The following is an 18,186-nucleotide window of genomic DNA, read 5'->3' as shown; positions in this document are numbered from 1 at the left end:
CTATTTCTTAGAGCATGTCCCTTTTCATTTGAATCATGTGTCATGCTCTAAGTTGTTGATTTTACGCAAATGCGTCGTCACAATCTAAAATAGATTGCTCGGGATTTGCTCTATGATTTCTTCTTCCAATGAGTTGCATATAAATCGAAGCGGCGATCTTTCAGGTTCTGGACAGTTCCGCTATGGCGGGCTTGGCGTAAATCTTCCAGTCTGAGGTCGGCAAATGCGACCATTTCCACATTCGGTGTGGTATCGGCGGCAATGCCGTCCCGATCAAAGGGGAAATCACAGGGGGTTAAAATGCTGCTTTGGGCATATTGTATATCCATATTGGCCACGTTGGGCAGGTTGCCGACATTCCCGGCCATAGCCACAAAGCATTGGTTTTCAACGGCGCGCGCTTGTGAACAATAACGTACCCGCATATAGCTTTGGCGTTCGTCCGTACAAAAGGGAACAAACAGAATTTCAGCCCCTTGATCCACCAGATGGCGGGCCAGTTCGGGAAATTCACTGTCATAGCAAATGAGAACGCCGATCGGCCCGCAATCGGTCATAATGGTTTGCAGCTCGTTCCCGCCTTCAATGTTCCACCAATAGCGTTCATTGGGCGTGGGGTGGATTTTGGCCTGTTGGTGAATGGACCCGTCGCGCAGGCAGACATAACAGATATTAAGGATATTACCGTCTTCATCCCGGGTGGGGTGCGAGCCACCAATAATATTGATATTGTAGGAAACGGCGAGTTCTGAGAGCAGTTTTTTCAGCGGTTCGGTATATTGGGTGAGTGTTTCAATGGCGTTGGAAGCTGGGATTTCCTGATTTTCAATCGACAGCAATTGCAGGGTGAATAATTCGGGGAAGAGAACGAAATCCGCCTTGTAATCGGCAACCACATCAACGAAATATTCGACCTGAGTGGCAAATTCTTCAAAGGACGCCAGCTTGCGTTGCTGATATTGAACGATCGAAACCCGAACCGTTTTAATGGTACGTCCGCGTTGTTGATCGGTTTCGCGAATGGGGTCATCAACATATTTGATATTGCGCCAAACCATATGGGCGGCATACCCCATCGATTCATGGTCTGTGGGAAAATATTTGGCCAAAACACCGATGGGTTCAAAGCCATTGCGTAGCTGAAACCCCAGCACAGGGTCGCGCAATTTTTTGGATTGAACTAGTTCAATATAAGCTTCTGCACTGCCGACTTTTTTCCAACGTTTGGCAAGGTTGGGCAGGCGTCCGCCAAATACAATGCCTTTCAGACTGAGGTTCAGGCACAGGTTTTTACGTTCATTATACAGGCGTTGCCCGATGCGATTGCCGTGCATATCGGGATCGACCAAAATTTCAATGCCATAAAGCCAATCCCCCTTTGGATCGTGGCGCGAAGCATATCCGTTTCCTGTGATGCTTTCCCAGTCGTGTTTGGAAAAAGCCAAATTCTCAGGCAGGCGGCAAGTGGCGCAAAATCCCACAATGTCATCTTCAAATATGACAACGAACTGACCTTCGGGGAATTTCTGGATCTGGGCTTTAATTTCAGCGGCAGAGTAAGCCGGGATATCTGGATAAACTTTTTTGCACAGTTTTTGAATGCGTTTGATATCGCTGTGTTGTGTATTGCGCACAATCAGTTTGGGCTGGCTTTCTTTGTTTTTTTTGGTCGCAACCATGATCGATTCCTCATAAGGCAGTGTACTGAAAAGGAGTATGGCAGTGCTTTAAAAAGGCGCAAGTGGGATTATGGAACAGATATAAAAAAAGCCCGGCGGTAATTGCCGGGCTTCTTCTTTTATCTCTCGATAATGTTCGACTATTCGCGATTGCCCAGGAATGAGAGCAGGAACATGAACATGTTGATGAAGTCGAGATAGAGCGTCAAAGCACCCATAATGGCTTTTTTGCCAGCGATATCGGACGAATCGAGTTGGTTGTAGATATCTTTGATGCGTTGTGTGTCATAGGCGGTCAGACCGGCAAACAACAGAACACCAATGGCAGAGATCACCATATGCATCATGGAGCTTTGCAGGAACAGGTTGACCAATGACGCCAGGATCAAGCCGACCAGACCCATAAACAGGAACGTGCCCATGCCGGACAGGTCGCGTTTGGTTGTGTACCCGTACAGGCTGAGTGAGCCGAAAGAAACGGCTGTCACAAAGAAAGTCCGCGCAATGCTTGTCCCGGTGTAAGCCAGAAAGATGTAGGACAGGGACAGACCCATCACACCAGCAAAGGCCCAGAAGGTCATTTGCGCGGCTTGAGTAGACATTTTATTGATGCGGGCGCTTAGGAAAAAGACGAAGCCAAGCGGCGCCAGCATAATGACCCATTTCAGCGGTGTACCGTGAATGGTTTGCATCAAGGGCATGGATTTAGAGGCCAGCATGGCCACAATACCGGTTAGGGCAAGGGCCGCAGCCATGTAGTTATAGACACCTAGCATATATTTGCGTAGGCCCACGTCATACTGTGAAACGCGTGCTTCAGCGTGCGACATGGTTTGACGGTCATTACCGAATTGCATTTGAATCCTCGTTGGAGCTATTAAGACTCAATCAAAATGAATTTGTTACCACTTAATATGTCATGAAATTCCCGCAATGCAAGGGAAACCGGATAGAATTGCACCGATTTCCTATTCATTGCGCAAGTGGGGCGCGGCCTTTTCGCTTAAGGCGTTCCATGTACCGATGAATCCGGCGGCGATGGTTAAAATCAGGCAGATGCCCAAGGTAAGAACCACGCCTTGAGGATGAAAGCGCCAATTCATATCCATCAAAAAGGTGATGACACCCCAAGCCGCCAAACTTCCGACAATGGCGCTGATGACACCGGTGACAAGGCCAAGGACGCTATATTCGATTAAATAGGCCTGTAGCATCTTTGCACGTGTTGCGCCCAAGACCTTGAAGACAACTGCCTCATAAATGCGTTGCTGGCGACCCGATGCCATTGCTCCGGCCAAGACAAGGGCACCCGCCATAACGGTCAGGCTGGCGGCGACACCAATGGCACTGGAAATCCCGTCCATGATCGTGCGTGCGGAATTAAGTGCCTCTTCCACCCGAATGATGGAAACATTGGGAAAACCACGTGCGAGTTTTTGTTCAATATCAGGGGCCGCTTGATCATTGGCATGAATGGCGGCGATATGGGAATGCGGGGCGTGTTCCAACAGGCCGGGGGACATGATAATGGCAAAATCAAAACGTAAGGATTTCCAGTTAATTTCGCGCAAGGAGGTAATTTTAGCTGTTACATTGCGCCCCAAGACATTCACGGTCAGACTGTCACCGATATCCACACCAAACCCGTTGGCGAGGCCTGCATCCAACGATATTTGCGGGGCACCCTGATAATCGGCAGGCCACCATTCGCCTTTGATTATTTTGGATCCTTCAGCAGGTTCACGGGCATAGGTCAACGCGCGATCCCCACGCACCGCCCATTGGGACTGACTGTCGATATTAACTTTATCCACATCGACACCGTCAATCTGGGTGATACGTCCGCGCAAAGACGGGACCCGTTTATACTGTGCGGTTCCGGTGATGGTTTGCAGGGCCTGATCGAAGGCTTCGGCTTGATCACTTTGAATATCGATAAAAAAGAAGGTCGGTGCCTGTTTGGGGAGTTCGTCACTGATTTGTCCGCGCAGGTTCTGATCAATCTGGGTGACGGCGACCAGAACAGACAGACCAAGCCCGAGGGAGAGAATAACAGCAGGGGCGGTGGTGCCGGGACGGTGCAAGGCGGCAATAGCAAGGCGCATGCCGGTATGGCCCAGATGTGGGGCCTTCTTCGCCAACGTACCTGTGAGGCGTCCGGCAAGTTTCAAGATTAAAAGAACCAATGCAGCCACAACGACAAACACAATCGCAAAATCAAGGCGATGCGCGGTTATGAGTGTTAATAAAATTAATAATCCGGCTGCACCATAAGAATATATTTTGTATTTACGAGCAGGTTCCGCGGTGATCGGTGTCACTTTATCGCGAAAAAGCGCACTGGCCGCGACATTTTGCACCCGGCCCAAGGGCCAGAAGGCAAAGGCCATGACGGTTAAAATACCAAAGGCTGCGGCACTAAGAAGGGCACCGGGATAAAGTGCGCCATGCGGGACAACGGGGAATAGGCTGGACCCGATCTGTGCTGCGATTAATGGGGCGGACCCACCCAAAATCAGACCGACTGAGATACCGATTAAAGAGATCAGGGTGATTTGAATGAGATAGGTGCGAAAAATAATATCGCTGGAGGCCCCGAGGCATTTAAAGGTCGCGATGGTGGCGGTTTTGCCATTCAGATAATCACGCACCCCCGCACTGACACCAACCCCGCCGATCAATAAAGTGGTAAAGCCAACGAAACTGAGGAAAAGGGCGAGACGATCAATAAAGTTTTCCACACCGGGGGCCGCATTATCGGGCGTGCGAATGCGCCATCCGGCTTCGGGGAAAGTCTCTTTTAGTTTCTCTTCAAAACCGACAGCCTGATTGGGATCGTCCAGTAACAGGCGGTAATGATGGCGCACAACGCTGCCGGGCTGTAACAGTTTGGTTTGATCCAAAGTTTGCTGTGAAATGAGAACACGCGGCCCAAAATTGATGACGGAAGCAATGCGGTCCGGTTCTTTTTTCAACACATCGGCAATAAACAGGGTGGCTTCCCCCAGTTTTATTGTGTCACCGACGTTTATTTGCAGGCGGTTGAGAACTTCCTGATCCACTACCGCTTGTGCGGAATTCATGGCACTGTCAAAAGGGCTGGCCCCGTTGGTTTGGACTTGGCCCACCAGTGGGTAGAGTATATCAACGGCCTTGAGTTCCACCAACAGGCGTTTATCGTCGCCTTGGGCCATTGCACGCAGTTCACTGACGTGGGAAAGCTGGCCAAAGCTGGTCAGATAGTCGCGTTGGTCTTCATCAATGGTGCGACCGGACAGGCGCAGGTCGACATCGCCCCCCAGCAAGATTTTACCGTCGCGCGCCAATCCATCGGAAATGGACAGGTTCAGAGAGGAAACAGCGGCAATTGTTGCGACGCCTAAAATCAGGCACGCCAGAAAAATGCGAAACCCTTTGGTGCCGCTGCGCAGTTCGCGCCGGGCCAGGCGAAAGGCATGGGTCCAATTGGTCATTGCGCAACGGCCTTTTGTGTCTGAATGTTTTCAACAATCAGGCCATCTTTAACACGGACAATCCGGTCGCATTTATCGGCCAGTTTGGGATCGTGGGTAATCAGGAGAAGTGTGTTCTTCTGCGCCTTATGACGGCCCAGTAACAGGTCCATAATTTTTTTTCCGGTATCGCCATCCAGATTACCGGTGGGTTCATCAGCAAGTAACAAAGCAGGGTTTGTCGCACAAGCGCGTGCAAGGGCAACGCGTTGTTGTTCCCCCCCAGAAAGTTGCGAGGGATAATGATCTATTCGGTGGGACAGCCCGACGGCTTCAAGCTGTTGGCGTGCCACGTCAAACGGATTGGCGATATCTGCAAATTCCAACGGAATGGCGACATTTTCCAAGGCCGTCATGGTCGGAACCAGATGAAAATCCTGAAAGACAATGCCGATTTGATCACGTCGAAACAGGGCAAAACGATCTTCATCAAAGCCTGTGACATCTTGACCGGCAATTTCAATTTTGCCGGACGTTGCGCGTTCCAACCCGGCAACCACCATCATAAGGGAAGATTTGCCAGACCCGCTGGGGCCGACAATGGCAACGGTTTCACCCTGGTTGATTTCCAAATCAATTCCCCGCAGGATATTGACGTGACCGGCCTGACTGGCCAGTTTAAGATGAATGTCGGTTAAACGCAGCGCGGGAGTTTTGTCCATGAAACAGGGCCTATTTTCAATAAAAACAGTTCTTATCAGATTTGTCCTGATCTTTGGCCTTGTCAATATGGTGTCTGTCAATGCATGGGCGGATGATTTTAAAATTCTGGCACTGGGGGACAGTTTGACGGCTGGATACGGGCTGGATCAAAATCAGGGGTTTACGGTTCAACTGCAACAAGCACTTAATCATAATTTCCCGGACCGAGATATCAAAGTGATGAATGGCGGGGTGTCTGGGGATACGACCAAAGGCGGTCTGGCACGTCTGAACTGGGCCTTGGTGGATAATCCCGATATGGTGATTGTGGAGCTGGGGGCAAACGATGGTTTGCGTGGTTTGGACCCAAAACTGACAGAAAAAAATCTTGATGGTATTTTACAGAATTTAAAAGATCGTGGGATGAAGGTTTTACTGACAGGTATGTTGGCACCGCCCAATCTGGGGGGCGATTATGGTCGGGAATTCAATTCAATTTATCCCCGCCTTGCCAAAAAGCATGGGGTCGCCCTATATCCCTTTTTTCTTGAAGGGGTTGCAGGGATTGCGGATTTGAATCAGGAAGACGGTATTCATCCAAATGCAGACGGCGTTGCGATTATTGTAGAACGTCTCCTACCCCATATCAAAAAGGTAATGAATTAATGGAATATAGAAAACTGGGACGCACCGATATTGACGTTAGCCTTGTTTGTCTGGGCACAATGACGTGGGGCGAACAAAACAGCGAAGCTGAAGGCCATGAACAGATGGATTACGCCGTTTCACGCGGGGTAAACTTCTTTGACGTGGCGGAAATGTATCCCATCAGCCCGCGCAAGGAAACCTACGCCGATACCGAACGGGTGATCGGGACATGGTTTGAAAAAAGCACCAAGCGTGACAAGATCGTGCTGGCAACCAAAGTGATTGGACCGGGTGGGTTTAAATATATTCGCGACGATGCCAAACGTTTGACCGAGTCTGAAATTTTCGCGGCCTGTGATCAAAGTTTGCAGCGATTGAAAACGGATTATATCGATCTTTATCAAATCCATTGGCCGTCGCGTCCGGTCAATTGTTTCGGGCAGTTGGATTTCCCCAACAATGCGGACTATTCGGATGCGGTCGCGATTGAAGAAACCTTGTCCGCCCTTGCGAAATTGGTGGAACAAGGCAAGGTACGCCATATCGGTGTATCCAACGAAACACCGTGGGGTGTGGCACAATATCTGGCACTGGCGGAGAAAAACGGCTGGCCACGAATTGCATCCATCCAAAACCCCTATAACCTGCTCAACCGTTCTTTTGAAATTGGCTTGTCCGAATTTGCGGTGCGTGAACAGGTTGGCTTGCTGGGGTATTCGCCCTTGGGATGTGGAACGCTGAGTGGCAAGTACCTAAATGGTGCAGAACCACAAGGTGCGCGTCTGACCCTTTGGCCGGATCGGTATTCACGCTACACCAAACCGCGCGGTTTGGAGGCGACACAGGCGTATGCAGAGGTGGCCCAAAAACATGGTTTGGATTTTAGCCAAATGTCGCTGGCCTTTTTGAAATCCAAGAATTTTGTTACGGCGTCGATTATTGGGGCGACGACGATGGAACAGTTGAAAAGCAATATTGATGCCTATGAACTGACCTTGTCTGACGATGTACTGGCCGATATTGATGCGGTTCACAGAAGTTTCCCTAATCCGGCTCCGTAAGTAGGAAGAAGGGGCAGGACATGAGATTATTTATCGCACTGGAACTGCCTTCAGATGTTTGTGATGCGGTTGTCACCCTGTGCACAGGATTAAAAGATGTGCGCTGGGTGGCCCCGCGCAATATGCATTTAACCTTGGCCTTTTTGGGGGAACTGGACAGTGTGCAGGCAGCCGATCTGCACGAAGCCCTGAACACATTGCGTTTTGACCCGTTTGATTTGCAATTGGCAGGCGTCGATTGTTTTGAAAGCCGGGGCAAGGTCCGGGTGTTATGGACGGGTGTTGATGGAGATCGGGTGGCTCTCTGTCATTTGCAGCATAAAATCATGACAGCATTAGAACGCGCAGGGTTGGAACCGGAACGACGTAAATTTAAACCCCATGTGACTTTGTCTTATCTTAATCGTTTTCCTAAAGAGAAACTCCTGGATTACATCAGCGAGAACAACCGTTTTAAAACGGACACTTTTGAAATTTCCCATTTTTCCCTGTTTCAGTCTCATTTGACACAACATGGGGCGGAATATGAAGTTCTGGAACGATATGGTTCTATTGATAAAAATTGATCAGGTTGGGCAAAGCGAACATCTCGCGAAACGAGATTTTAACCCCGGCTAAATCCAGCATTTCCGCATGTCCCGGCCCGGCATGGGATGCCCCGGCGAAACCAAAAACGGTCATGCCGGCTTTCAAGGCCCCTTTGACGCCGACAGGGCTGTCTTCGATCACAAGGCAGCGTTCCGGGGCAACACCCATTTTTTCTGCGGCGAACAGGAATAAATCAGGGGCAGGTTTGCCGCGTGCGACCATTTCAGCAGAAAAAATGTTCGGCGCAAAATGATCATAGATTGTTGCCAATTTTAATGAATGGGTGATTTTTTCCATAGACCCGCTGGAGGCCACACAGACCGGAATGTTTAAAAGTTCCAGTGTTTCTTCGATACCGGAAACGGGGCGCAGGCGTTTTTCAAAAATATCACGATCCTGTTTACGTACGTTTTCTTCAAAATCATCGGGAAGTTCAATCCCCGTACTTTGAAAGACCAATTCTTTGACCCGCTTTAGACTGGACCCGGTAAAACGGTCCCGGCATTCGCGCGGCGGAATGTCGATATTATGACGGGCAAGTTCTTCGGACAAAACGTCTGATGCGAGAAGCTCGCTGTCAACAAGGACGCCGTCGCAGTCAAAGATTATCAGGTCGAAAGGAGTGCTGCTCATGGTTTGGATGGGTCTTTTTGCAGGTTTTCGCCACAATGTGGGCAGTGGGTATAAAAATGAAGTTTGCCTTTTACGCTATGATGTAAAATATTGCGAGCTTCTTCCACAGATATACCCAGATCTTCTTGAATTTTGCGTAGCTGTTCGGCTTCGCCGTGGGTCAAGATACCGTCGGACAGGGCATCATTAACCTGATCACGATATTTTTCACGCCGAATATGTAATTGCTCGGAAAAGGCCGAGGCCAAGATACCAGCAGGCAAGGCCACCATACCGATCCCGATGATGGAAATCATCGCGCCAAACAGTTTGCCCATAGGGGTAATGGGATAAGCATCACCAAATCCCACCGTGGTTAATGTAATCACCGCCCACCACATGGAATTGGGGATATTTGAAAAGACGTCCGGCTGGGCCTTGTGTTCAAACAGGAAAATCATGGAAGCAGAAAAAATCATCAATAAAAGCAGGACGAACAGAGCTGCGCCAAAGGCGCGAGCTTCTTGGCGTAAGACTGTGAGCATAATGGACATGGCAGAGGAATAACGCGTCAGTTTAAAGACCCGCAATAACCGGAGGACACGCATAAAGCGCAGGTCCAATGTCATAAGGAAACTCAGATAAAATGGCAAAATTGCCAAAATATCAACCAGTGCATTCAAGGTGAAAAGATAACGTACTCGCCCCCAAATAGGATGTGAGAATTTAGGGTCCGGGCTTTCAATAACGGTCCAGATACGCATTAAAAGTTCGATGGTGAAAATAAAAACGCTAAAGCGGTCAAAATATTCAAATTCCAGAAACCATTCTTTGTGAATGCTGACGACGGATTCCAGAATAACGGCAAGGACATTGAGTGAAATTAAACAGATAATAAAAATATCAAATGCACGGGAAATGACATCCTTTTGACTGCCGACTTCCATAATCTCAAAAATACGGTTGCGTGTGGTTTGGTTGTGGCCTTGTGCCTTGAAGCTGGGTTCCAGAGGGGCAACGGCATCTAAGATATCGTTTTCGCGTCGTCCGACAGATTTATTTCGATCCTGAACGGGGGATTTGCGTCGATCCGGCCCTTCTCGTCTGTCAAAGTCAGTCATACCCTTACCCTGTCTTTCATATTTACAGGGTAAGGGTAGGATAAAAAAGTGAAAGAAGGGTTATTGTCAGGTTAAACAGCCACAGTTTTCTTCAACTGGTTTATCGCTTGGGCAACGGCTACCGGCTAAGGTGACGATGGATAAGAGGCTACAGGCCGCCGCACTCCACAATCCAATTTCACTGTAGCCGGTTTTTTCCATCGCAATTCCGGCTAAGACAGGGCCGACGATTTGTCCGACACCATAGGAAACCACCAAAATTCCGATCAAGGCGGATGGATTGTGGGGTGATAATTTACCACCAAGGGCCAGAACCACTGTGACGATCCCCATGAAACAGGCGCCAAACAGGAAGCCACCGATCAATGCGCTGGCGGTTGACGGCCAAATCACAGGCAGGGCACAACCGACAGCCTGCAACAAATAGGCCAGTGTCAGGGCGCGGAAATCACCAAGTTTAACCGCACTGCGCATCCAGAAATAACAAGACGGTGCCAAGGCAACCCCCAGCAAAATCCAAGCGAGGTTGCGACTGTCTGACAAGGAAGGGCTTTGCGCCATAATCGAAATGATAAAGGTTGTGCCAATTGAGAAAGTCGCCCCGGCAAAACCGTAGGAAATGAGTAAAAACAAGATGGGTTTGGAACGCATGCTGACGGCATCGGCATGTGCGGCTGGTGCGGTATTCAGGTTATGAACATTCATCCAGAACAGGCAGGGCAGGGCGAGCAGTAAACCGATGCCACCGACCAGTAACCAACCTTGATCCCAACTCATAATCGGTTCAATCAGGGTGAGGACCGTTCCGCTGAGGACAACCCCCAACCCGACACCGCTGAAATGAATACCGATGAAATCGGGACGATGGCGTTGTTTCAGGTGGTCTAAAATAATCGCTGTCCCAATGACCATACCCGCTGCACTGGTTAATCCGCCGAAATAGCGCAAGACAGACCAGATGATAACATGATCACTAAGGGCCATTGCAGCGGTGGTCAGGACGGCAAAAACAATACCAAGGCGGAAATAAAACAGCTTTTTTAAAGGATCGCGCAAACGGCTGGCAAATAAAGCGCCACTGAGATATCCGGCATAGTTGGAGGCAGCGAGAAATCCTGCCCCGTCATCCCCCAACCCAGTGGCTGCCTGCATGGCGGGCAGTAACGGGGTCATGGCAAAGCGGGCAATCCCCATAACAAGGATTAACGACGAGATACCGGCACAAAGCAATTTCCAGGTTGCCAGACGTTGGGACATGATGTGTTACCACCCTATTTATTTTTTGTTTGATTGACGAACAAAGTGTAGGGGAAATAAAAAATCATTACAAATGATTTGTTTTGATGTTATCATTCATAAAAAGTGATAATAGGATGTGCCCATGGAAATTTCAGCCTTGAAAGTCTTTGTTGCCGTTGCAGAAAATGCCAGTGTTTCGGGCGCAGCACTGCAATTGAACTGTGTGCAATCCAATGTGACGGCTCGTATTAAAAAATTAGAAGAAGAACTTGGGGTCAGTCTGTTTTTGCGCAAAAGCAGGGGGATGGAACTCAGCAGTCAGGGCCGTGTTCTGTTGGATCATGCCTATCGTTTACTGGATATGGAACGCCAAGCCAGCCGGGCCGTGCGGGCCAGTGTGGAAGATGGTGGCACTTTGTCGCTGGGGTCGATGGAAACGGCAATGGCGGTTCGACTGCCCCGTCTGTTAAAGGAATTTCATAAACGCCAGCCCCGCACACAATTGTCAGTTTGTACCGGGACAACGGATGAGATGATTGCACAGGTTCTTAATCATCAGCTTGATTGTGCGATTGTGGGAAGTGCGGTGCAAAGCGATGAAATTGTGCAATATCCGTTTTTTACAGAACGTTTGGTCCTGGTTAGTGCCTCAGGCAGTGCCCCGGATAATACGCTTTTGGTTTATCGACAAGGTTGTGCCTATCGCGCACGTGCTGAAGAATGGCTGCGACGTGCAGGGCGTTTGCCCTATAAGGTTATGGAATTTGGCACACAGGAAGGCATTATCGGCTGTGTTTCTGCCGGTTTGGGCATTACACTTTTGCCCGAAGAAGTCGCGCGCAATTTATCGAGCGATATCTCAATCTCACTTATTCCCGATGATATCGCATTGGTGCAGACCTATCTGATCTGCAATAAATCCACCATTCAGACAAAACCGATGAAAACCTTGCTGGAACTGGCAACGCATTGTGATAATGCCGATGCGGCTTAGGAGCCCTTACCAGTTGCTGTCATCGCGAGATTGGCGACGTGATCCGAAATAGTCACCGGAGATAGCTTCGCTATCTTCGCGGTCGTAACGGTTTTGGGATGCTTGCGGGCGTCTGGGTGAATATTCAGCCTTAGGATTATTTTGATGTGACAAGGCAGCAGGGGGGACGGCACCACATTTATATGTATCTAAATAGCCGCCCCGTTTTGCAACTTTGGTGGAAATCCAGGTGGTGGGCTTTTGAAGTTTTTGACAGTATTCTTCGGCGGTTACATTGGAAATATCACGGCTTTGATAATTGGTTCGGTGAAAAACGATGAGACCGTCCCGGTTTTCAGCAACCAGATGAGCGCGCATACAGCCTGTTAAAAGCAGAACCGTTCCCAATAAACCCAATGAAATACGCAGCATCTATCTTTCCCTGTTTTGCCGTAAGACTTTCCTGCAGAGTTTAGAGGCGTTTATCAAAAGATGTAAATACTTATGTTGATAAAATTTTAAATATTTTTCATCATTGGATTTGGCAAAGTGGTATCGCTGAAAACAGGCAGGCGGCGGGCATTAAACAGTTGATAGTGCCACCATTCATTGCGGAAAAAATCCCAACCAGCCGTGGTCATAATCCCCATCAACAGACAGCGGTTTTTCTGTGCTTCGACGGAAATTTCCATATTACCGTGATGGGAAAGGGGTGTGAAGGCATCAAAGCCTGTGCCCATATCCAGATCATTTCCATGTTCGTCGGTCAGGGTTACGTCAATTGCAGCGCCCCGTGAATGGGGGGAACCGCGTCGTGGGTCTGCCAAAAATTCCGGGTCCGGTGTGTGGTTCCACAAGGCCCATTGGGCTTCAGACGGACGAAAGGCATCGAAAATGCGAAAGCGATAACCAAACGGTTTGGCAAGGACAATGGCGTTGCGTAGCAGTTCTTCGGCTTCTTCATGCAAGTAGCAATGGGGATTTGTGTAAACAGGCGCGTCGGTGAAATTATCGGTTGTGGCGTATTTTAAATCCAGAATGACGTCGTGGGTTTCTTCGGTAATTTCGATAAGGGCCATATTGCCAACCTTGAAGGTTAAACGGTTTTCACAGTATAAGAAGCCGGAGATCTTTGAAAAAGGTGAAAGCACCCATGAAAATTTTAGCCATGGATACGGCAGCGGCGTCTTGTTCGGTTGCGATTTGGCAGGATAATAATGTTACGCATTCTATTTTGCAAGAAATGACACGCGGGCATGCCAGCGAACTTTTATCTATGATTTCTGACATGTTGGATGAGGCAGGATTAAGCGTCAAGGAAATGGATGCCTTGGCGGTTACGGTTGGGCCGGGGGCGTTTACCGGATTGCGCATTGGCTTGGCGGCGGCGCGTGGGTTTGGCGTTGCCAGCGGTTTGCCGGTCATTGGTGTCACGACGTTGGAAGCCTTGGCTTTCGGTGTTGGAAAACAGGATTGCCCGATTTTGTGTGCCTTGGATGCGAAACGCGCTGATCTCTATTGCCAATTGTTTGATGGGATGGGGCAAGCTTGTACACCGGCGCAGGCCTTATTGCCGGAAAATGTGGTTAAAATTCTGCCCGATGACTGTACAAAGGTCGTTGTCTGTGGCGATTCTTTTCACCGGGTCAAAGACCTGTTGAAAGACCGCGGAGTGCAAGCTGTCTGTAGCGATGTCACTTTGCCTGAAGCCCGTTATGTCGTGCAAATTGCGGCGGCCAAAGGTTTGCCGGATGCGGATCAAGCCCGTCCGTCTGCTTTTTATATTCGCCCCCCGGATGCGGCTTTACCTAAAAACGGTGGGCGCTTGCGCCCATGAATATATGTGAATTGGGACTAGGCCATTGTGCGGTAATTGCAGATTTACACGCGGAAAGCTTTACAGAAAACTGGTCAACACAGGCATTTGCAGATTTAATCAGTTTACCGGCAACGTTTGGCTTTTTGGCCTTTGATCGTGATAACGATGATCCCCTTGGGTTTGTTTTGTGCCAAGGCGATGATATCGAAGCTGAAATCATCACGATTGCAACCCGGCCCAGTGTTCGTCGAAAAGGGGTGGCCGGTACATTGCTGAAGGCCGCTTGTACGCAAACCGCACGTATGTTTTTAGAAGTGGCGACAGATAACCTATCGGCGATTTCTTTTTATGAAAAACACGGCTTTGCTAAAATCGGGGTGCGCAAAAATTATTATAAACGCCCCAACGGCGTGGTTGTGGATGCCTTGGTTTATGAATTTACGGTCTGATTTGACGGCTCAGGATGGTCGCAATCGTTGTGAGTAAATTATCAATATCAAACGGCTTTGCGATATAGGACTGGAACCCGGCTTGCAAGGCAAGTTGTTTTTGGTTTTTGGCCCGATTGGCGGAAAGCGCAATCACGGGAATGTTACAAGTTGCGTCATCGTTTTTCAAAACGTGCAGGCTGCTGAATCCATCCATGCCCGGCAGGTTGAGATCCATCAATATAATATCGGGGAGTTCTTCATAGGCGAGATTTATACCTTCCTCGCCTGTCTGAACACTTATAAATTCAACCGTATCGTAATGGCTGAATGTATCATTTAACAGACTACAATTGTTTTCATTATCGTCGATATAAAGGATACGCCACGACCCGGCAGGCAGGATTGGCAAAACCTGTATCCCGTTTTCAGAATCTTCAACCGAGATGCAGACCGGGATTTCAATGCGGAAGACGGACCCTTGATTAAGGATACTTTCGACGGAAATTTGCCCGTTCATGGTTTCAATCAATTTTTTTGTGATGGAAAGCCCGATGCCAGTCCCTTCAATATCCCCATTTTCATGTCCGAGGCGGTTAAACGGTAGGAAGACCTGATCAAGCTGGCTTTGTGCAATACCGGCACCGGTATCGGCTATGGACAGTTTGATATAAGGGCCATTGATTTCAGCACTTAAGGTGATTTGTCCGCCTTTGACATTATATTTCAAGGCGTTGGATAATAAGTTCATCAACACTTGTTTGAAACGTACAAAGTCAGCAAAGGCCAAGGGAAGGTCTTTTGTGGTGATATTATCACAAATGCGAATTTTACGTTTTTGGGCCTGTGGTGTAATGAGGACAAGACAATCCTGAACGGCTTTTTTAACGTCGATGGGTTCCAGTGATAGGGAAAATCCCTGTGTTTCAATGCGCGAAAGATCCAGAATATCATTGATGAGGGAGAGAAGGTGCTGTCCAGCGTTATGGATTTGTTTGACTTTTTCGCTTTGGCTTGCGCTTAAAGGATCATTATTTCCCAAATTCAGCAATTGGGAAAACCCGATAATGCTATTCAGGGGTGTGCGTAATTCGTGACTCATAGAAGACAGGAACTCGGACTTTGCATGGTTGGCCTGTTCGGCTTCTTTTTTGGCCTGCAAAAGTTCCTGTGCGATTTGCTTTTCATGGGTTAAATCGCGACAGATGGCGCTGAAAAGGATGCGATCTTCCATATGGGTTTGGCTGACCGCCAGATGAAGCGGGAATAGATCGCCGTTTTTACGTTTTGCCGTCACTTCACGTCCGACCCCTAATACGGTTGAACGGCCTGTCCTTAAGAAGGTGCTGACATAGTTGTCATGTTTTTTTCCATCGTCATCCGGCATGAGCAGGGCGATATCTTCACCGATGACTTCGTTGGGACTATAACCGAAGATGTGTTGCGCGGACTCGTTAAAGGTATCGATGATGCCGTTTTCGTCGATAACGATAATGCCATCGGCGGCATTTTCCACGGTCATGCGCAGTCGTTCTTCTTTTTCCTTCAGCTCTTTTGTCCGTTCTGCAACCCGCTGTTCAAGGTCGCGGTTTAATTTGCGCACCTCTTGTTCGGCGTTCAGGGTTTCCTGCAATCCGGTATGGATTTTCCGTCCGCCAAAACCAATTAAAAACAGGCCGATAAGCCAGACACTGCCGTGTGTTGCATAAAGAACCTGTTCTTGTGCGGCTTGATGCTGAAGATAGGATTTCATAGGGATGGCGACACTGACGCCACCGCGAATATCGCCTTCGCGAAATCCAAGATGACCGTGGCATTTTTCACAGCCCTTGGTCATAATCATCGGGCGCATCAGGCGCAAGAAAGGCTCCCCATCTATCTCCGTTAATTCGTTGGCTTCTTTCACGCCGTCATCAATAAAGGATTTTAAGGCTTTGGTTTCCCATGTGTCCGGTGCATTTTCAGGTCTCAGCAGGACCAGTCCGGTAATGTGACCGCGGGTTCCATACAACTCGTTATAATTATCCATAAGCTGTCGGACCATATAGGCCGGGTTCATCAAGGTCAGCTTTTTCCCCGATGGTGTTTCAATATCACGCTCCGGGATATGTGCCAGATAAGGAGAGGGCGGCGTATGTTCGCTGATGGGGACGTAGACACCGCCATGACGTGTACCCCACAGTCGAAAGCCCATGTCTTTGTTATACATGGCAAGGGCTTCTTTACGGGCGAGGTTCATGACTTCTTCTTCGGCCTTGTGCGTATTCCAGGCTAAAGAAGCGGCAACGACAACAGTCCATAAAACAGCAAACAGAACGATCAGGGGGAGGATCGTGCGTCCTTTGTCATGGTTATCCGTTTTTTGAGCGTCCATTGATTAAGCGCTTTATATTTTGTTTTTCTACGAGAAATATAGCAAATAGAATGAGTGTTGAACAGAAGGCAAGCGATTTACTTCTTCTGAATAAGGAGTTTATATGTTTTTTGGTCGCTTTGAGGTGTAATATTTAAAACCTTATGGCCCAATTCTTCGGCGGATAGCGGAACGTTTTTCAAAGGTTCGCCCTCGTTTAATAAAACTTCGAGAATTTGCCCGGATTTCATTTTTTCGATTTTTAATTTTGTCTTCACGAATGTCATGGGACATGTATCTGAAGTAATGTCTATAGACTCATCAACCTGAATTTCTTGGTCATTATTACTGTTTATTAGCATTTTATACTTGTAACCCCTTTTATGATTTGAATATAAGACCTATATAAAAACGACCAAACATAATAATTGGAGTTGGTTTTAGCATGAGCGAACAACCGAGCAAACTAGAACTTTTGGAGCTGACATCCAAAATTGTTTCTGCCCACGTCGGCAATAATTCTGTCAGTCCGGCCGATTTGCCGCAATTGATTGAAGACGTTTATAGATCTCTGAATTCAGTTGGTGAAAAATCCGACATGAAAGAGAAACTTCTTCCAGCCGTACCTGTGAAAAAATCCATTCAACAGGATTACATTATCTGTCTGGAAGATGGTAAAAAATTGAAAATGTTGAAGCGCCATTTGAAAACCGCTTACAACATGACACCCGAAGAATATCGTGAAAAATGGAATTTACCGTCTGATTATCCGATGGTTGCGCCCAATTATGCGGAACATCGTAGTAGTTTGGCGAAAAAAATCGGTTTGGGAACGCGCGCACGCGCCAAATAATTGTTTTCAACAGATTTGATCTTGGCTTTAGGGTATTGGCTTTCAAGGATTTCTATTTCTTGAAAGCCATAATCTTTAGTTTAGAAGCATGATAAATTTTAAAATAGTGCTCCTTTACATTGACATAAATGCCTTAGTAGGCATTATTATTGAAGCGGTGATTCGCATTCGCAATTGCTGAAATTTATAATTTTCAGATATAGGGCTTAGGGAAAATGACTGATTCTCGTATCGAAGAAATGTGCATTGAAAAAGGCATGAAAATGACTGGGCAACGACGTGTGATTGCCAAAGTTCTTTCCGATGCGGACGATCACCCTGATGTTGAAGAAGTCTATCGCCGCTCCAGTGAAGTTGACCCGAAAATTTCTATCGCAACGGTTTACCGCACGGTCCGTTTGTTTGAAGAAGCCGGGATCGTTGAACGCCTTGATTTTGGTGATGGGCGCGCACGTTATGAAGAAGCTTCCGAAGATCATCACGATCATTTAATTGATGTGCAAAGCGGCAAGATCATTGAATTTCATGATGATGAAATTGAGGAGCTTCAGCGCAAGATTGCAGAAAAGCTTGGATACGAGCTGGTTGATCATCGAATGGAATTATTCGGTGTACCGCTGAAAAAAGACTAAGTTTCAGTTCTATAACTTCTGATTTT

General features: G+C 48.0%; 19 protein-coding genes. 8 read left to right on the top strand and 11 right to left on the bottom strand.

From position 1 onward, the window contains the following. Positions 1 to 110 precede the first annotated feature (110 nt). From ACN0VA_RS01540 to ACN0VA_RS01525, 4 genes are all read right to left on the bottom strand, one after another. Positions 111 to 1,679 carry a GNAT family N-acetyltransferase gene (locus ACN0VA_RS01540; protein ID WP_417819431.1) on the bottom strand — a complete coding sequence of 523 codons (1,569 nt, stop codon included), beginning with the start codon at positions 1,677 to 1,679 and terminating at the stop codon, positions 111 to 113. 140 nt (positions 1,680 to 1,819) lie between these two features. Further along, positions 1,820 to 2,536, bottom strand: coding sequence for a Bax inhibitor-1/YccA family protein (locus tag ACN0VA_RS01535; RefSeq protein ID WP_417819430.1), 717 nt, complete (start codon positions 2,534 to 2,536; stop codon positions 1,820 to 1,822). 111 nt (positions 2,537 to 2,647) lie between these two features. Continuing rightward, a complete protein-coding gene (locus tag ACN0VA_RS01530; protein ID WP_417819429.1) occupies positions 2,648 to 5,152 on the bottom strand; it encodes an ABC transporter permease in 2,505 nt (834 codons plus the stop codon). Further along, on the bottom strand, positions 5,149 to 5,853 hold the full coding sequence (locus ACN0VA_RS01525) for an ABC transporter ATP-binding protein (protein WP_417819428.1): 705 nt from the start codon (positions 5,851 to 5,853) through the stop codon (positions 5,149 to 5,151). Before ACN0VA_RS01525 ends, ACN0VA_RS01530 begins: the two co-directional genes overlap by 4 nt. Here ACN0VA_RS01525 and ACN0VA_RS01520 point away from each other — a divergent pair. Genes ACN0VA_RS01520 through thpR form a run of 3 tightly spaced genes read left to right on the top strand, consistent with a single transcriptional unit; the run spans position 5,852 to position 8,108 of the window. After that, a complete protein-coding gene (locus ACN0VA_RS01520; RefSeq protein ID WP_417819427.1) occupies positions 5,852 to 6,499 on the top strand; it encodes an arylesterase in 648 nt (215 codons plus the stop codon). The genes ACN0VA_RS01525 and ACN0VA_RS01520 overlap by 2 nt on opposite strands. Continuing rightward, positions 6,499 to 7,542, top strand: a complete 1,044-nt coding sequence (locus ACN0VA_RS01515; protein ID WP_417819426.1) for an NADP(H)-dependent aldo-keto reductase — start codon at positions 6,499 to 6,501, stop codon at positions 7,540 to 7,542. Before ACN0VA_RS01520 ends, ACN0VA_RS01515 begins: the two co-directional genes overlap by 1 nt. 20 nt (positions 7,543 to 7,562) lie before the next feature. Then, positions 7,563 to 8,108: an RNA 2',3'-cyclic phosphodiesterase gene (gene thpR, locus ACN0VA_RS01510; RefSeq protein ID WP_417819425.1), complete on the top strand. Its 546-nt coding sequence runs from the start codon at positions 7,563 to 7,565 to the stop codon at positions 8,106 to 8,108. On the opposite strand, the gene ACN0VA_RS01505 is transcribed toward thpR, so the two are convergent. From ACN0VA_RS01505 to ACN0VA_RS01495, 3 genes are all read right to left on the bottom strand, one after another. Next, on the bottom strand, positions 8,092 to 8,763 hold the full coding sequence (locus tag ACN0VA_RS01505) for an HAD family hydrolase (RefSeq protein ID WP_188660878.1): 672 nt from the start codon (positions 8,761 to 8,763) through the stop codon (positions 8,092 to 8,094). The genes thpR and ACN0VA_RS01505 overlap by 17 nt on opposite strands. Beyond that, positions 8,760 to 9,863 carry an ion transporter gene (locus ACN0VA_RS01500; protein ID WP_417819424.1) on the bottom strand — a complete coding sequence of 368 codons (1,104 nt, stop codon included), beginning with the start codon at positions 9,861 to 9,863 and terminating at the stop codon, positions 8,760 to 8,762. The genes ACN0VA_RS01505 and ACN0VA_RS01500 overlap by 4 nt, the downstream gene beginning before the upstream one ends. A 66-nt stretch (positions 9,864 to 9,929) precedes the next feature. Then, the gene (locus ACN0VA_RS01495) at positions 9,930 to 11,120 is read right to left on the bottom strand and encodes a YbfB/YjiJ family MFS transporter (RefSeq protein ID WP_417819423.1); all 1,191 of its coding nucleotides are present in this window, start codon (positions 11,118 to 11,120) and stop codon (positions 9,930 to 9,932) included. 124 nt (positions 11,121 to 11,244) lie between these two features. On the opposite strand from ACN0VA_RS01495, the gene ACN0VA_RS01490 reads away from it, so the two are divergent. Further along, the gene (locus tag ACN0VA_RS01490) at positions 11,245 to 12,096 is read left to right on the top strand and encodes a LysR family transcriptional regulator (protein WP_417819422.1); all 852 of its coding nucleotides are present in this window, start codon (positions 11,245 to 11,247) and stop codon (positions 12,094 to 12,096) included. Between the two features lie 6 nt (positions 12,097 to 12,102). On the opposite strand, the gene ACN0VA_RS01485 is transcribed toward ACN0VA_RS01490, so the two are convergent. Then, entirely contained in the window at positions 12,103 to 12,507 is a 405-nt protein-coding gene (locus ACN0VA_RS01485; RefSeq protein ID WP_417819421.1) for a hypothetical protein, read from the bottom strand. Between the two features lie 86 nt (positions 12,508 to 12,593). Continuing rightward, the gene (gene ddpX / locus ACN0VA_RS01480; RefSeq protein WP_417819420.1) at positions 12,594 to 13,154 is read right to left on the bottom strand and encodes a D-alanyl-D-alanine dipeptidase; all 561 of its coding nucleotides are present in this window, start codon (positions 13,152 to 13,154) and stop codon (positions 12,594 to 12,596) included. A gap of 74 nt (positions 13,155 to 13,228) precedes the next feature. Between ddpX and tsaB the strand changes: the two genes are divergently transcribed. After that, complete coding sequence (gene tsaB, locus ACN0VA_RS01475) at positions 13,229 to 13,912, top strand: tRNA (adenosine(37)-N6)-threonylcarbamoyltransferase complex dimerization subunit type 1 TsaB (protein ID WP_417819419.1); 684 nt, start codon at positions 13,229 to 13,231, stop codon at positions 13,910 to 13,912. After that, entirely contained in the window at positions 13,909 to 14,343 is a 435-nt protein-coding gene (locus ACN0VA_RS01470; RefSeq protein ID WP_417819418.1) for a GNAT family N-acetyltransferase, read from the top strand. The genes tsaB and ACN0VA_RS01470 overlap by 4 nt, the downstream gene beginning before the upstream one ends. Here the strand turns inward: ACN0VA_RS01470 and ACN0VA_RS01465 are convergent. Continuing rightward, on the bottom strand, positions 14,333 to 16,696 hold the full coding sequence (locus ACN0VA_RS01465; RefSeq protein WP_417819417.1) for a PAS domain S-box protein: 2,364 nt from the start codon (positions 16,694 to 16,696) through the stop codon (positions 14,333 to 14,335). The genes ACN0VA_RS01470 and ACN0VA_RS01465 overlap by 11 nt on opposite strands. Before the next feature lie 77 nt (positions 16,697 to 16,773). Beyond that, a complete protein-coding gene (locus tag ACN0VA_RS01460; protein ID WP_417819416.1) occupies positions 16,774 to 17,037 on the bottom strand; it encodes a sulfurtransferase TusA family protein in 264 nt (87 codons plus the stop codon). An 83-nt stretch (positions 17,038 to 17,120) separates the two neighbouring features. Here ACN0VA_RS01460 and ACN0VA_RS01455 point away from each other — a divergent pair, with 83 nt between their 5' ends. Beyond that, entirely contained in the window at positions 17,121 to 17,528 is a 408-nt protein-coding gene (locus ACN0VA_RS01455; protein ID WP_417819415.1) for a MucR family transcriptional regulator, read from the top strand. A 215-nt stretch (positions 17,529 to 17,743) separates the two neighbouring features. Beyond that, positions 17,744 to 18,160, top strand: coding sequence for a Fur family transcriptional regulator (locus ACN0VA_RS01450; protein ID WP_417819414.1), 417 nt, complete (start codon positions 17,744 to 17,746; stop codon positions 18,158 to 18,160). The last annotated feature ends 26 nt before the right edge of the window (positions 18,161 to 18,186 follow it).

It is taken from the genome of Terasakiella sp., assembly GCF_048267425.1.
Taxonomy (GTDB): Bacteria; Pseudomonadota; Alphaproteobacteria; order Rhodospirillales; family Terasakiellaceae; genus Terasakiella.
The sequence above is the reverse complement of the archived record's forward strand: the minus strand, read 5'-3'. Positions and strand labels throughout refer to the sequence as shown.